The following is a 17,146-nucleotide window of genomic DNA, read 5'->3' as shown; positions in this document are numbered from 1 at the left end:
CCGCACGCGGAGCACGGCGTCGTGGGCCCCGTGTTCGCCGTCGCGGGCGGGGTGGCGGCCGGTGTCGCCCTGATCCGCGGGTCGGCCCTGAGCAGGCAACTGGTGGCGCTGGCCGGAGTGACGGTGGCGACCGCGGCCGTCATCCGCAAGGCATGGCGCAGAACGGTCGACGCATCCCAGGACCTGCCGGGAGCCGAAACCGGACGACATCCCCTGCTGGAGATCGTCGGACCGCACCGCCGTCGCCTCTACCGCGCCTCCGCGCTCTCGGTCGCCTGCCAGGTCTCGGAGATGGCGCTCGGCACCTTCCTCGGCTGGACCGCGCTGGTCCTCATCAAGGGTGAGGCCGCACCGCTCGTCCGCTTCGGACTGACGACCGCGTCCGCCCAACTCTGGGGCCTGGCAGGGCTGATGGCTCTCGCCTGTGCCGCCGTGGCGGGCCTGTCGTACTCCGCGAACCTCCAGTGGCGCGGGCTCGGCCAGGACATCGAGCACGACTGGCGCAACCGGACGTACGCCCACGTGCAGCACCTCGAACTGCGGCACCTGGAGGGCGAGCGGACCAGCCGCATCGCCGGTGCGCTCACCGAAGACGTGCGCCAGTTGGGCACCTTCTTCGCGACTTCGGCCAGTGACCTGCTGCAACTGGGCACCAGCCTGATCCTCCTGGTCCCCCTGTTCCTGCTGCTGGCACCGCAGATCGCCTGGATCGCGTTCCTGCCCATCCCGGTCATCGCCTGGCTGTCGGTCCACTACCAGGACAAGGTCGCGGCCGACTACGCGGTCTCCGGCGAGGACCGCGCCAGGCTGCACAGCCAGTTGGTGAACACGCTGGAGGCGGGCGCCACCGTCAAGAGCTTCTGCGCCGAGGACTACGAGGCCGAACGCATCGACCGGCTGAGCGCGCGGACCCGGGAGAGCGACCGGCAGACCGACCGGAGCACCATCCGCCACGCCGAGATCGTCCGGGTGTGCACGACCAGTTCGATGGCCGGAACCCTGCTGATCGGCGGCCGGTCGGTGCTCAACGGCAGCCTGCCGTTCGAGGTGTTCAGTCCGCTGATCGGGCTGCCCCAGATGGTGCTGCTGCGGATGAACCGGCTCGGCGGCATCATCGACCAGTACCAGCGCACGGTCACCGCCTACGACCGGGTCCAGCGGCTGCACGAGCTGCCCGCCGAGGCGGACGGCACCGGCGAACCGCTCGACGCCGAGCGGGTGCGCGGGGAGATCCGGCTCGACAACGTGACCTTCGCCTACCCCGAGCGGCCGTCGACGCTGGAGAACCTCTCACTGACCGTGCGCGCCGGGCAGGTCACCGCCCTCGTCGGCCCCACCGGCTCCGGCAAGACGACCATCGCGAAGCTGCTGATGCGGTTCCAGGACACGGAGTTCGGCAGTGTGCGGCTCGACGGGCGGGACGTGCGCGACCTGCCGCGGCGCGACCTGCGCCACGCGATCGGGTTCGTGGCCCAGGACCCCTTCCTCTTCGACGGCACCATCGCCGACAACATCCGCTACGGCAGCTTCGGCGCCCCGGACGAGGCCGTGGTCGAAGCGGCCATGATGGCCGAGGCACACAGCTTCGTGGCGGCGCTGCCGGACGGCTACGACACGGTGATCGGCGAACGCGGCGCCGCCCTCTCGGGCGGCCAGCGGCAACGGATCGCGCTGGCGCGGGCGATCCTCAAGAACCCGCCCGTCGTGATCCTCGACGAAGCCACCTCCGCCGTGGACAACGAGACCGAGGCCGCCATCCAGCGCACGCTCCGCGTCTTCGCCGCCGACCGGACCATGGTGATCATCGCCCACCGGCTCTCGACGGTCCGCCACGCCGACCGGATCTACGTCATGGACAAGGGCGGAGTCGTGGCCGAGCAAGGCACCCACGACGAACTCCTCGCCCAGCACGGACTCTACGCATCCCTCTGGCAGCTCCAGGCCGGCGAACTCGCTGCCTGACCGCAGCCGCCGCGTCACCCGCCCGCCGACCGCGTGACATCACCGCGGTCGGCGCGCCCTGGCGCGCGCTCTGCGACCACGCCTGCCCACACTTCTGGAGGTACCACCCCATGTCCCGTCGCGACGGCGATGCCCTTCCCCTGACGGCTGCCCAGCGTGAGATCTGGCTCGCCGAGCAGCGTGCGCGGACAGCGCTCGACGCCTACCGCATCGGCGACTGCCTGGAGGTCCACGGCCCCGTCGACGCGCGGGTCTTCGAGGCCGCGGTGCGCCGGGTGGTCGACGAGATCGACGCGCTGCACGTGAGCTTCGTCGACGACGGGCAGGAGCCGCTGCAGGTCGTCCGCGAGGCTTGGGACTGGCAGCCCCATCTGCTGGACCTGAGCGCGGAGCCCGACCCGCGCGCGGCGGCCGACGCGTGGATGGCACGGGACCGGATGCGCCCGCTGGACCTCTCGCGCGATCCGCTCTTCAGCTTCGCCCTGATCACCCTCTCTCCGACCCGCCACCTCGTGTACCAGAACCACCACCACCTGGTGATGGACGGCTTCGGCCTCTCTCTCGTCCGGCGGCGGCTCACCCGGACGTACACGGCACTGGCCAGCGGCGGCCCGGTCCCGCCGTCGCCGTTCCGTTCCCTGGCCGAGCTGGTGCGCGGTGACGCGGACTACCGCGCCTCGGAGCAGTTCGCCGCCGACCGGTCGTACTGGACGGAGCGGCTCGCCGGACAGCCGGAGCCCACTCAGCTCACCGGCCGGGCCCCGCACGACGGGAGTGGCCCCGGCGCCGCCGCCGAACCGGCGGTGCTCCGGCTGGACGCGCTGCGCGCGGGCACGGCGGGGACCGAGGTTCACTGGTCCCGTCCCCTGGTCGCGGCGGCGGCGCTCTACGCGCACCGGATCACCGGGGACCGGGACGTGCTGATCGGCCTTCCCGTCACGGGGCGCGAGGGGGGCGACCGCGCCGCGCTGTCCACCCCTGGCATGACGGCGAACGTCGTACCCCTGCGTCTGCCGGTACGACCGGACACCCGATGGCATGACCTCGTCGCCGAAGTGGCACGGGAGGCCGACGCGGCCCTCGCGCACCAGCGCTACCGAGGTGAGGAACTGCTCCGCGACCTGAGCGGTGCCGGGGCCGGTGCGGCGGCGTTCCCGCTGGTCGTCAACATCATGGTCTTCGACTCCTCACCGACCTTCGCCGGGCACCCCGCCACGCTGCGCTATCTGCTCCCGGAGCCGACCGCCGGGCTGGCGCTCTGGGTCATGGGCTGCCGGGGGGACAGTGAGCTGCGGGTCGAGCTCAAGGGCGCGCCGGAGGTGTGGAGCAAGGACGAACTGGCGCTTCATCAGCGGCGGTTGACCGCGCTCGTCGGCACCCTCGCCGACTGTGCCCCTCAGGAACTCGTCGGCCGGATCGGTCTGCTCGCCGAGGGCGAGGAGCGTGAGCTGCGGGCGCTGGGCGCCGGACCGGTGGTCCCGGTGTCCGCCGAGAGCCTGCCCCGGGTGTTCCGGGCGCAGGTGCGGGCGACGCCGGACGCGGTCGCGGTGGCCGGGCCGGACGCGTCGCTGACGTACGCGGAGCTGGACGCGCGGGCCAACCGGCTGGCCCATGCCCTCATCGCCCGGGGCGCGGGACCGGAGCGGCTGGTGGCGGTGGCCCTGCCGCGCTCGGCCGAGCTGGTGGTGGCGATCCTCGCGGTGCTGAAGGCGGGGGCGGCGTATGTTCCGGTCGATCCGGAGTACCCGGTCGCCCGGATCGCCTTCATGCTCGACGACGCCCGGCCGATCGTAGTGGTGACCGATTCCGGTACCGAGGACCGGCTGCCGGAAGCCGGTCCCGTCGGGCGACTGGTGCTCGACGATCCGGAGACCGCCGCGACGCTGGCGGAGTGCCCGGAGACGGACCCTGAAGCGGCCGTCGAACCGGAGCACCCGGCCTACGTCATCTACACATCCGGCTCCACCGGGCGCCCCAAGGGCGTGACGGCGACCCACGGCAGCCTGCTCAACCTGTTCGAGGGCCAGCGGCAGAGCCTCTTCCCGCCGGTGCCCGGGGACGGGCGGCGGCTGCGGGTGGCCCTGACCACGTCGGTCTCGTTCGACGCCTCCTGGAACCAGTTGCTCGGCCTGTTCGCGGGCCATGAGCTGCACGTCCCGGACCAGGCGACCTGGACCGATCCGGACGCCTTCCTGGACTACGCCCGGCGCCTCCGGCTCGACTTCGTCGAGGCCACGCCGTCGTACCTCCACGTCCTGGTGGAGCGGGGGCTGCTGGACGGTCCTCGGTGGCGTCCCGCGATCGTCGCGGCGGGCGGGGAGGCAGTACCGGAAGCGCTGTGGGAACGGCTGCGGGCGGCCGACGGGGTGTCCTGCCTGAACCTCTACGGCCCCTCCGAGTGCACGGTGAACACGGTCGTCGCACCGCTGGCGTCGAGCGGGCGCCCGGTGATCGGCCGGCCGGTCGGCAACACCCGGCTGTACGTCCTGGACGGCGCGCTGCGGCCGATGCCCACGGGTCTGGCGGGTGAGCTGTACATCTCGGGCGCGAGCCTCACCCGGGGCTATCTGCACCGGCCCGCGCTGACTGCCGGGCGTTTCGTGGCCGACCCGTTCGGGCCTGCCGGTGCTCGGATGTACCGCACCGGTGACCTGGTGCGGTGGGGCCGGGACGGGAACCTGGAGTTCCTCGGCCGTACCGACGACCAGGTCAAGATCCGGGGCTTCCGGATCGAACTCGGTGAGATCGAGGCGGCGTTGGCGGAGCACCCGCAGGTCGCGCAGGCCGCCGCCGTGGTGCGTGACGAGGGGGACACCCGGCTCGTCGCCTATGTCGTGCCGGTGCCCGGTGCCGGGGTGAGCGTGCCCGCGCTGCGCGCGCACCTGCGCGAGCGGCTGCCGGAGTTCATGGTGCCGACCGTGTTCGTGACGCTGGAGACGCTGCCGCTGACGCCGAACCGGAAGCTCGACCGACGGGCTCTTCCCGTCCCCGAGCGGGCCACCGCCGCCCCGGGCCGCGCTCCTCGCACCGCGACCGAACACCTGCTGGCCGGGCTGTTCGCCGAGGTGCTCGGGGTGGCCGGGGCCGGTCCCGACGACAACTTCTTCGACCTCGGCGGAGATTCGCTGTCGGCCACCCGGCTGGTCGCCAAGGCACGTTCGGCACTGGGCGTCGAGCTGCGGCTCGGGGACCTGTTCGAAGCACCGACGGTGGCGGAACTAGCGGCGGCGGCGGACGGCGCCGACGGGGCACGGCCCGCCCTGAAGCGCCGCGAGCGGCCGGAGATGCTGCCGCTGTCCTTCGCCCAGCGCCGGTTGTGGTTCCTGCACCGGATGGAGGGTCCGGGGGCCACCTACAACATCCCGCTGGCGCTGCGGCTGTCCGGGGAGCTGGATCAGCGGGCGCTGGAGGCCGCCCTGGCGGACGTGGCCGAACGGCACGAGAGCCTGCGCACCGTCTTCCCGGTGGTCGACGGCGTGCCGTACCAGCGGGTACTGGGCCCCGACGACGCGCGGCCACGGCTGCGGGTGACCGAGGTCGGCGAGGCAGACCTGCCGGACCGGCTTGCGGTGGCGGCCCGGCACGGCTTCGAGCTGTCCGAGGAGCCACCCCTGCACGCCGAGCTGTTCCGGTCGGGTCCCGACGAGCACGTGCTGCTGCTGGTGGTGCATCACATCGCCGGTGACGGCTGGTCGACGGGGCCGCTCTCGCGGGACCTGACGACCGCCTACGCGGCGCGTTGCGAAGGCGGGAAGCCGGAGTGGTCCGCGCTGCCGGTCCAGTACGCCGACTACACCCTCTGGCAGCGGGAGCTGCTCGGTGAGGACTCGGCCGCCGACAGCCTGCTGATTACCCAACTGCACTACTGGAAGCAGAAGTTGGCGGATCTGCCGGAGCAGGTGGAGCTGCCGTTCGACCGGCCGAGGCCCGCGGTGACGTCACACCGGGGCGCCCATCTGCCGCTGCGGATCGACGCCGAACTGCACCAGGGCCTGCGCACACTCGCCCGTGACGGCGGGGCCAGCCTCTTCATGGTGCTCCAGGCCGGGCTGGCCGCCCTGCTGGGCAAGCTCGGAGCGGGCACGGACGTACCCGTGGGCACGCCGATCGCGGGACGCACCGACGAGGCCGTGGACGACCTGGTCGGCTTCTTCGTCAACACGCTGGTGCTGCGCACCGACCTCTCGGGCGACCCCTCGTTCACCGAGCTGCTGGCCCGGGTGCGCGCCGACGCGCTGACCGCGTACGCGCATCAGGACGTGCCGTTCGAGCACCTCGTGGAGGCGCTGAACCCGGCCCGGTCGCTGTCGCACCACCCGCTGTTCCAGACCATGCTCGCGCTGCAGAACGCGCCGCTCGCCACGTTCGACCTGCCGCGGCTGCGGGTCGCGGCCGACCTGGTCCACACCGGTACGGCCAAGTGCGACCTGACCTTCATGCTGACCGAACAGCCCGGCGCCGACGGCCTGTCGGGCCTGGTGGAGTACAGCACCGACCTGTTCGACGCCTCCACCGTGGAGGGGATCGTCGAGCGGTGGCTGCGTCTGCTGCGCGCCGTGGTGGCCGACCCGGGGCGGCGGATCGGCCGGGTGGACGTGCTGTCCGCCGACGAACTCGGCGCGCTGCTGCCGGCCGTCGACGACCGGGCCGGGGAGCTGCCGGAGACCACCCTGACCACGCTCTTCGAGGAGCGGGTCCGGGCGAACCCGGCGGCGGTCGCCGTCGCGAGCGGCGAAGTCAAGTTGACGTACGGCGAGTTGAACGCCCGGGCCAACCAGCTCGCGCACGCCCTGATCGCCCGTGGGACGGGGCCGGAGCGGCTGGTGGCGCTGGCCCTGCCGCGCTCGGCCGACCTGGTGGTGGCGGTGCTCGCGGTCCTCAAGGCGGGCGCCGCCTACGTTCCGGTCGACCCGCAGTACCCTGCCGCCCGGATCGCGTATCTGCTGCGGGACACCCGGCCGTCGCTGCTCGTGACGACCGGCCCCGTCGGCGAACTGCCGGGTACGGAACAGGTGGACCGGTTCCCGCTGGACGCCGCCGACCTGAGCGGGCTGCCGGACACCGACCCGGGGATCGCCGTCCGCCCGGAACACCCCGCCTACGTCATCCACACCTCCGGCTCCACCGGCGACCCCAAGGGTGTCGTGGTCCCGCACCGGAACGTGGTGCGGCTCTTCGACGCCACCCGGGAGCTGTTCGACTTCTCCGCGGACGACGTCTGGACCCTCTTCCACTCCTATTCCTTCGACTTCTCGGTGTGGGAGCTGTGGGGCGCGCTGCTGCACGGCGGCCGTCTGGTGGTCGTGGACCACGGGACGAGCCGCTCGCCCGGCCTGTTCCTGGAGCTGCTCGCCCGTGAGCGGGTGACGGTGCTCAACCAGACGCCGTCCGCCTTCTACCAGCTGATGCGGGCGGACGAGGAGGCACCGGAGACCGGCCGTTCGCTGGCGCTGCGCACCGTGGTGTTCGGCGGGGAGGCGCTGGAGCACGCCCGGCTGGCGAGCTGGTACGAACGGCACCCGGACGACGCCCCGCTGCTGGTCAACATGTACGGCATCACCGAGACCACCGTGCACGTGACGCACGCGGCGCTCGACCGCTCCGGCGCCGCTCCGGGCCGGATCGGCGCGGCCCTGCCCGGCCTGCGCGCGTACGTGCTGGACGCCCATCTGCGGCCGGTGCCCCCGGGTGTGCCGGGCGAGCTGTACGTCGCCGGGCCGGGTCTGGCGCGCGGCTACCTGAACCGGCCCGCGCTGACCGCCGGACGCTTCGTGGCCGACCCGTTCGGGCCTGCCGGTGCGCGCATGTACCGCAGCGGCGACGTCGTGCGCCGGAGCGCGGACGGCGGGCTGCGGTTCGTGGGCCGGGCCGACGACCAGGTGAAGGTCCGGGGCTTCCGGATCGAACTCGGCGAGATCGAGGCGGCGCTCGCCGCGCACTCCGCCGTCGCGCAGGTCGCCGTCCTCGCGCGGCAGGACCGGGCCGACGACACCCGGCTGGTCGCCTACCTGGTCCCCGACGCGACTGCGGCTGCGCGCCCGGCCGAGCTGCGCGCGCACCTGCGGGAGCGGCTGCCCGAGCACATGGTGCCCGCCGCGTTCGTCACCCTGGAGCGTCTGCCGCTGACCGCCAACGGCAAGCTGGACCGGCGCGCGCTGCCCGAGCCCGACCTCGCCCCGGCGCACACCGGCCGCGCGCCGCGTACGCCGCAGGAGCAGATCCTGTGCGAGTTGTTCGCCGAGGTCCTCGGCGTGGCCGAGGCCGGGGTCGAGGAGAGTTTCTTCGACCTCGGGGGTCACTCGCTGCTGGCGACCCGCCTGGCCGCCCGGGTCCGCGCGACCCTGGGAGTCGAGCTCGAACTGCGCACCCTGTTCGAGACCCCCACCCCGGCAGGGGTGGCCGCCGCCCTCGCGGGTGCCCGCGAGGCGCGGCCGGCGCTGGAGCCCCGACCCCGGCCCGCCGACGGCCAAGTCGGGGGAAGCATCCCGCTGTCGTTCGCACAGCGGCGGCTGTGGTTCCTGCACCAGCTGGAGGGCGCCGGGGCCGACTACCACATCTCCCTGGCGTGGCGCCTGTCCGGAGACCTGGACCGGCGGGCCCTGGAGGACGCCCTGGCGGACGTGGTCGAGCGGCACGAGACACTGCGCACCGTCTTCCCCGTGGTGGACGGTGTGCCGTACCAGCGGGTGCTGGACGGCGAGGCCGCCCGCCCGCGCCTGGAGGCGGGCCGGATCACCGGGGACGGGCTGGCGGGCGCGCTGGCGGCCGTGAAGGACCGTCCGTTCGACCTGGCGGCCGATCAGCCGCTGCGCGTCGCGCTGTTCGAGGAGGCGCCGGACGAGCATGTGCTCCAGCTGGTGCTCCACCACATCGCGGGGGACGGCTGGTCGCTGGGTCCGCTGGCGGAGGACCTGACCGCCGCCTACGCGGCGCGCCGCCGCGGTGAGCGGCCGACGTGGTCTCCGCTGCCGGTCCAGTACACCGACTACACCCTGTGGCAACACGAGCTGCTCGGCGACGCCACGGACCGGGAGAGTCCGCTCGCCCGCCAGACGGCGTACTGGACACGGCAGTTGGCCGGTCTGCCGGAACAGCTCCGGCTGCCCGGCGACCGGCCCCGCCCGGCGGTCGCCTCGCACCGGGGCGGCTTCGTGCGCGCCGGGCTGGACGCGGAGCTGCACCGGGGTCTGCGCGAGCTGGCCCGCACGCACGGGACCAGTCTGTTCATGGTGCTCCAGGCCGGGCTCGCGGCGCTGCTGAGCAAGCTCGGCGCGGGCGAGGACATCCCGGTCGGCAGCCCGGTCGCGGGGCGGACCGACCAGGCGCTCGACGACCTGGTGGGCTACTTCGTCAACACGCTGGTGTTCCGTACGGACACCTCGGGCGACCCGACGTTCGCCGAGCTGCTGGGCCGGGTGCGGGAGACCGCGCTGGCCGGCTACGCGCACCAGGAGCTGCCGTTCGAGTACCTGGTCGAGGCCCTCAACCCGGTGCGGTCGCTGGCGCACCACCCGCTGTTCCAGGTCATGCTGGTGCTGCAGAACGTGCCCCGGGCCGACTTCGCCCCGCCGGGGCTGCGCGTTGGCGAGGTGGAGCCGGTCACGGCCACGGCCAAGTTCGACCTCGTCTTCTCGCTGACCGAGCGGTACGCCGGGGACGGTTCCCCCGCCGGGATCGACGCGTCCGTCCAGTTCGCGAGCGATCTCTACGATCCGGCGACCGTCGACGCGATGGTGGCGCGCTGGGAGCGGCTGCTGAGGGCGGTCGTCGCCGACCCGGGGCAGCGGCTGGGCCGCGTCGGGCTGCTGTCCGACGCGGAGCGCCGCGCGCTGCTGCCCGCCGCCGAGGAGGGGGCGGCCGCCGCGAGCCTGCCGGAGATGTTCGCGGCGCAGGTGGCGGCGACGCCCGGCAACATCGCCCTGGACTTCGCGGGCATCCAGCTGACGTACCGTCAACTCAACGAGCGGGCCAACCGGTTCGCGCACGCGCTGATCGCCCGGGGGGTGGGTCCGGAGCAGATCGTGGCGGTGGCCCTGCCGCGTTCGGTGGAGTTCGTGGTGGCCGTCCTGGGTGTCCTGAAGACGGGGGCCGCCTATCTGCCGGTGGACCCGGTGTATCCGCGGTCGCGGATCGCGTTCATGCTGGAGGACGCGCGGCCGGCCGTGGTGGTCGACGACCCGGCGATGGTGGCCGACGTGACTGACGTGGCTGACGTCTCCGAGTGGCCGGACACCGATCCCGGCGTCGCCGTGGACGCCCGTCACGCGGCGTACGTCATCTACACGTCCGGCTCGACCGGACGTCCCAAGGGCGTGGTGGTGAGCCACGCGGGCCTGCGGGGGATGGTGGCCGAGCAGGTCGAGCGGCTCGGCGTCGGCGCGGGCGGCCGGGTGCTCCAGTTCTCCTCCCCCAGCTTCGACGTCTCGCTGTGGGACCTGTGCGGTGCCCTGCTCACCGGTGCGACCCTGGTGCCCGCGCCCGCGGCCGAGCCGGTCTCCGCGCTGACCGACCCGGGCCTCGCGCTCACCCATGCGACGGTGCCGCCCTCCGTGCTGGCTGCGCTGTCGCCGGACACGGTGACCGTGCCGACGCTGGCCGTCGCGGGCGAGGCGTGCCCGCCGGAGCTGGTGACGCGCTGGGCGCCCGGACGTCGGATGATCAACGCGTACGGTCCGACCGAGACCACGGTCATCGCGACGATGAGCGAGCCGCTGTCGCCGGGGCGGGGCGTGCCGCCGATCGGCCGTGCGGTCGCCGGGTTCCGGGCGTATGTGCTGGACCAGCGGCTGGGACTGGTGCCGCCGGGGGTCACCGGGGAGCTGTACGTCGCCGGGCCGGGCCTGGCGCGCGGCTATCTGCACCGGCCCGGCCTCTCCGCGGGACGGTTCGTGGCCTGCCCGTTCGGTGCGGCGGGTGAGCGCATGTACCGCACCGGGGACCTGGTACGCCGACGCGCCGACGGCGCTCTGGAGTATCTGGGCCGTGCCGACGACCAGGTGAAGGTGCGCGGTTTCCGGATCGAACTCGGCGAGATCGAGAAGGCGTTGGCGGACCACCCCCAGGTGGGCCAGGTGGCGGTGGTCGCGCGGACGGACCAGGCGGAGGAGACGCGCCTGGTCGCCTACCTGGTGCCTGCCGCAGGCGCCGTGCTCCGGCCGGAGGAACTGCGCGGTCATCTGCGCGACTGGCTGCCCGACTACATGGTGCCGGCCGCGTTCGTCGTCCTCGACGCCCTGCCGCTGACCGCCAACGGCAAGCTCGACCGGCGTGCCCTGCCCGAGCCCGATTTCACCGGATCGCGGAGCGGCGGGGCGCCGCGTACTCCGCAGGAGCAGGTGCTGGCGGGACTGTTCGCCGAGGTGCTGGGCGTGACGGAGGTCGGCGTCGACGACGACTTCTTCGATCTGGGCGGACACTCCCTGCTGGCCACCCGGCTGGTGGCCCGGGTCCGGGCGACCCTGGGTGTCGAGCTGGCGCTGCGCAGCCTGTTCCGGGCCCCGACCGTGGCCGGGCTCGCCGCGGTTCTGGAGGGCGCCGACCGGGCCAGGCCCGCCCTGGAACGGGCGGAGCGGCCCGAGCGGGTGCCGCTGTCCTCCGCGCAGCGGCGGCTGTGGTTCCTGCACCAGCTGGAAGGTGCCGCGCCGGTCTACCACATGCCGCTGGCGTGGCGGCTGTCCGGACGGCTGGACCGGGTGGCGCTGGAGCAGGCGCTCGCCGATGTCGTCGACCGGCACGAGAGCCTGCGGACGGTCTTCCCGGCGGCGGACGGCGTGCCGTACCAGCGGGTGCTGGCCGCCGGAGCGGTGCGGCCGCGACTGCGGGCCGTACCGGCCGAGGAGACGGAACTGCCCGGACTGCTGACGGCGGCCGCGGCGCGCGGATTCGACCTCGCCTCCGAACCACCCCTGCGGGCCGACCTGTTCGAGACGGCACCGGACGAGCACGTGCTGCTGGTGGTCGTGCACCACATCGCCGCCGACGGCTGGTCGCTGGGCCCGCTGGCGGCCGACCTGGCCACCGCGTACGCGGCCCGCTGCCGGGGCGAGGAACCGCAGTGGGCGCCGCTGCCCGTCCAGTACGCCGACTACACCCTGTGGCAGGACCGGCTGCTCGGCGACGCGGCCGACCAGGACAGCCCGGCCGCCCGCCAGACGGCCTACTGGAAGCGGACGCTGAAGGACCTGCCGGAGCAGATCGCGCTTCCCGCCGACCGTCACCGCCCCTCCGTTCCCTCCGGTTCCGGCGGCAACCTCGCGATCGAGCTGGACGCCGGGCTGCACGCGGGTCTGGTCCGCCTGGGCCGCGAGCACGGGGCCAGCGCCTACATGGTGTTGCAGGCCGCGCTGGCGGCGCTGCTGGACAAGCTCGGGGCGGGCAGCGACATCCCGGTCGGCAGTCTGATCGCGGGCCGCACCGACCAGGCCCTGGACGATCTCGTCGGGTTCTTCGTCAACACCCTGGTGCTGCGGACCGACACGTCGGGCGACCCGACCTTCGCCGAGCTGCTGGGCCGGGTGCGGGAGAACGCGCTGGCCGCGTACGCGCACCAGGACCTGCCGTTCGAGCATCTCGTGGAGGCCCTGAACCCGGCCCGTTCGCTCGCCCGCCAGCCCCTGTTCCAGGTGCTGCTCGCGCTGCAGAACGTGCCTCGCACGGAGTTCGCGCTGCCCGGCCTGGGCGCCGAGACCGTGCTGGTGCGGACGCCCACGGCGATGTTCGACCTCTCCGTGCACCTGCTGGAGCGCGGTGGCACCGGCGGGCCGGCCGAGGGCATCGTCGGGCGGGTCGAGTACAGCACCGACCTGTTCGACCACGCCACGGTGGAGGCGCTGGTCGCCCGGTGGCTGCGGCTGCTGGCGGCCGTGGTCGCCGAGCCGGACCGGCCGCTGAGCCGGATCGACGTCCTGACCGCCGAGGAGCGGCACGAACTGCTGGTCGAGCGCAACGACACCGCGTGCCCGGCGCCCGCCACCGGTCTGCCGTCCCTGTTCGAGGCCCAGGTCCGCGCGCTTCCGGACGCCCCCGCGGTGGTGTTCGAGGACACCGTGCTGACCTACCGCGAGCTGAACCGCAGGGCCAACCGCCTGGCGCACGCGCTGATCGCGCGCGGGGCCGGACCGGAGCGGATCGTCGCCCTGCGGCTGCCGCGCTCCGCCGAGCTGGTGGTGGCCGTCCTCGCGGTGCTCAAGACGGGTGCGGCGTATCTGCCGGTCGACCCGGACTACCCGGCCGCCCGCATCGCCTACATGCTTCAGGACGCGCGACCGGCCGTGGTGCTCGACGACCTCGCGGCCGTCACACCGGCCGGGGAGTGGCCGGAGCACGATCCGGCCGCCGCCCCGGACCCGCGGCACCCGGCCTACCTCATCTACACCTCGGGCTCCACCGGCCGTCCCAAGGCCGTGACGATGCCCGCCGCCGGACTGCTGAACCTGCTGGCGTGGCACCACGGGGCCGTCGGCGGCGAACCCGGCACCCGCACCGCGCAGTTCACCGCCATCAGCTTCGACGTCTCGGTCCAGGAGACGCTCTCCGCGCTGCTCTACGGCAAGACCCTGGTGGTGCCGACCGAGGAGGTGCGCCGCAGCGCCGAGCTGTTCGCCCACTGGCTGCACCGGCAGCGGGTCGAGGAACTGTTCGCGCCCAACCTGGTGGTCGAGGCACTCGCCGAGGCCGCCGAGGAGGCCGGGCTGGACCTGCCGCACCTGCGGCTGATCGCGCAGGCGGGCGAGGCGATGCGGCTGGGCGGTGCCGTACGCCGCCTCCAGGCCCGGCGCCCCGGCCGGGTGCTGCACAACCACTACGGCCCCGCCGAGACCCATGTGATCACCGCGTACCCGCTGCCGGCCGATCCCGCCGACTGCCCGCTGCCGGTGCCGATCGGCCGACCGATCGCCAACTGCCGGGCATACGTACTGGATTCGGCCCTGCGGCCGGTCGCGCCCGGTGTGACGGGCGAGCTGTATCTCGCCGGGGCGGGACTCGCCCGTGGCTATCTGAACCGGCCCGGACTCACCGCCGCGCGCTTCGTCGCCTGCCCCTTCTCCGAAGACGGCGCACGCATGTACCGCACCGGTGACCTGGCCCGCTGGCGCGCGGACGGTGAGCTGGAGTTCGCGGGCCGGGTGGACCACCAGGTGAAGGTGCGCGGCTTCCGGATCGAGCCGGGCGAGATCGAGGCCGAGCTGTCGGCGCATCCGGGTGTCGCCCAGGTCGCGGTGCTCGCCCGGGCGCACCGGCCGGGCGAGCAGCGGATCGTCGCGTACGTGGTGCCCACGGCGGGCGCCGGGACGACAGCCACCGTGCTGCGGACGTATCTGCGGGACCGCGTGCCCGACCACCTGGTCCCGTCGGCGTTCGTGCTGCTGGACACGCTGCCGCTGACGCCGAACGGGAAGCTGGACCGGGAGGCGCTGCCCGAGCCCGAGCCGGGGACCGTCGCAAGCGGCCGTACGCCCCGCACGCCGCAGGAGCAGATCCTGTGCACCCTGTTCGCCGAGGTGCTGGACCTGCCCCGGGCCGGGCTCGACGACAACTTCTTCGACCTGGGCGGGCACTCCCTGCTCGCCACCCGGCTGGTCTCGCGGATCCGGGCGGCCCTCGGTGTCGAGCTGGAGCTGCGCACCCTGTTCCTGACGCCGACGCCCGCCGGACTCGCGGCCGGGCTGGACAACGCCGGTGCCGCGCGGCAGGCCCTGGTTCCCCGGCCCCGCCGCGAGCCCATGCCGCTGTCGTTCGCGCAGCGCAGGCTCTGGTTCCTCCAGCAGTTCGGGGCGCCGAGCGCCACCTACCACATGCCGCTCGCGCTCCGGCTGTCCGGCGACCTCGACCGGGCCGCGCTGGGCGCGGCGCTCACCGACGTGGTGGCCCGGCACGAGACGCTGCGCACGGTCTTCCCGCACACCGCGGGCATTCCGCACCAACGGGTGCTGGACCCCGCCGAGATCGCCGTACCGCTGGCCCTGCGCACGGCCGACGAGGCGGAGGTACCGGCCCTGTTGCGCGAGGCGACGGCGCGGGAGTTCGACCTGGCGTCGGAACTCCCCCTGCGCGCGGAGCTGTTCGCCCTCGCACCCCGGGAGCACGTGCTGCTGCTGGTGATGCACCACATCGCGGGCGACGGCTGGTCCATGGACCCGCTGGCCCGCGACCTGGCGGCGGCCTACGCCGTCCGGCAGGGCGGCGGTGCGCCCGCCTGGCCACCGCTGCCGGTGACGTACGGCGACTACACCCTGTGGCAGCACGAGATCCTCGGCGACGAGGACGACGCGGACAGCGTGTTCTCGCGCCAGGTCGCCCACTGGACCGAGGCGCTGGCCGGGCTGCCCGACCAGCTGTCCCTGCCCGCCGACCGGCCGCGTCCGGCCGCCATGTCGTACCGCGGAGACGTGCTGGACGTCGGGATCGATGCCGAACTGCACGCTTCGTTGGCCGAGTTGGCCCGGCGTACCGGCACCAGTCTGTTCATGGTGCTCCAGGCAGCCCTCGCCGCGCTCTACACACGACTGGGCGCGGGAACCGACATCCCGATCGGCAGCCCGATCGCGGGACGTACGGACGAGGCCCTCGACGACCTGGTGGGCTTCTTCGTCAACACACTCGTCCTGCGCACCGACACCAGCGGCGACCCCACCTTCACCCAACTCCTCGAACGCGTACGAGAAACAGCACTCTCCGCCTACGCCCACCAAGACGTACCCTTCGAGCACCTGGTCGAAGTACTCAACCCGACCCGCTCCCTGTCCCACCACCCCCTCTTCCAGACCGGACTGGTCGTCCAGAACGCGCCGGGCGGTGACTTCGACCTGCCGGGTCTGACGACCAGCGGTATGCCCGTGTCTACCGGGACCTCCCGGCTCGATCTGACCTTCGGCCTGGCGGAGCGGTACGGTCCCGACGGTGCGCCGGCCGGTCTGAGCGGTGCGGTCGAGTACAGCGCCGACCTGTTCGACCGCGCGACGGTGGAGACCCTCTTCACCAGGTGGACCAGGCTCCTGGCCACGGTGGCGGCCGCTCCGGACCTGTCGATCGGCGGGATCGACCTGCTCTCCGACGAGGAGCGCGGCGCGCTGCTGCCCGCCGCCCGCAGCGGGGCCGCCGCCCCGTCGAGCCTGCCGGAGATGTTCGCGGCACGGGTGACGGCGACCCCGGACGCGGTCGCCGTCGTCTGCGGCGACACCGAACTCACCTATGCCCAACTCAACGCGCGGGCCAACCAGTTCGCCCACGCGCTCACCGCCCAGGGCGTGGGCCCCGAGCAGATCGTGGCCGTCGCCCTCCCCCGGTCACCGGAATCCGTGGTCGCCATCCTGGGCGTACTGAAAGCCGGAGCCGCCTACCTCCCGGTGGACCCCGCCTATCCCCCGTCGCGGATCGCGTTCATGCTGGACGACGCCCGCCCGACCGTGGTGATCGACGACCCGGCCACGGTGAACGGCGGAGACTGGCCGGACTCCCCTCCCGTGACCGCCTTCGACGTCCGGCATCCCGCCTATGTCATCTACACCTCGGGCTCCACCGGCCGCCCCAAGGGCGTCGTGGTCAGCCACTCCGGCGTGGCGGCCCTGGTGGCGGCTCAGGTCGAGCGGCTCGGCGTGGGGCCGGGCAGCCGTGTGCTCCAGTTCGCCTCGCCCAGCTTCGACGCGGCGTTCTGGGACCTGTGCGGCGCCCTGCTCACGGGTGCCGCTCTCGTCCTGACCCCTGTCGAGGCCCCGTTGGAGGCCCTGGCGGACGACCGGCTCGGCGTCACCCATGTGACACTGCCGCCCTCCGCCCTGGCCGCGCTCGGCGAGACCGACGTCACGGCCGCCACCGTAGTGGTGGCGGGTGAGGCGTGCCCGCCGGAGCTGGTGGAACGCTGGTCCCAGGGCCGCCGGATGATCAATGCGTACGGCCCGACGGAGACGACGGTCTGCGCGACCATGAGCGACCCGCTCTCACCGGAGCACGGCACACCGCCGATCGGCCGACCGGTCGCGGACTTCCGGGTGTACGTGCTGGACGAGCGGCTGTGCGTCGTACCGCCGGGTGTGACGGGCGAGTTGTACGTCGCGGGCCCGGGTCTGGCGCGCGGATACCTGAACCGGGCGGCACTCACGGCCGGGCGGTTCGTCGCCTGCCCGTTCTCCGAGGACGGCGCACGCATGTACCGCACCGGCGACCTCGTACGCCACCGAGCCGACGG

General features: G+C 73.5%; 2 protein-coding genes. Both read left to right on the top strand.

Translation table 11 applies throughout. The features are described 5' to 3' along the window. A partial coding sequence (locus GTW40_RS04880; RefSeq protein WP_237525338.1) for an ABC transporter ATP-binding protein occupies positions 1–1,962 on the top strand: 1,962 nt, incomplete at its 5' end. A 110-nt stretch (positions 1,963–2,072) separates the two neighbouring features. Further along, the coding region (locus tag GTW40_RS04875; protein ID WP_161178899.1) for a non-ribosomal peptide synthase/polyketide synthase at positions 2,073–17,146 on the top strand (15,074 nt) is incomplete at its 3' end.

Source organism: Streptomyces sp. SID4985, assembly GCF_009863025.1.
GTDB lineage: Bacteria > Actinomycetota > Actinomycetes > Streptomycetales > Streptomycetaceae > Streptomyces.
The sequence above is the reverse complement of the archived record's forward strand: the minus strand, read 5'-3'. Positions and strand labels throughout refer to the sequence as shown.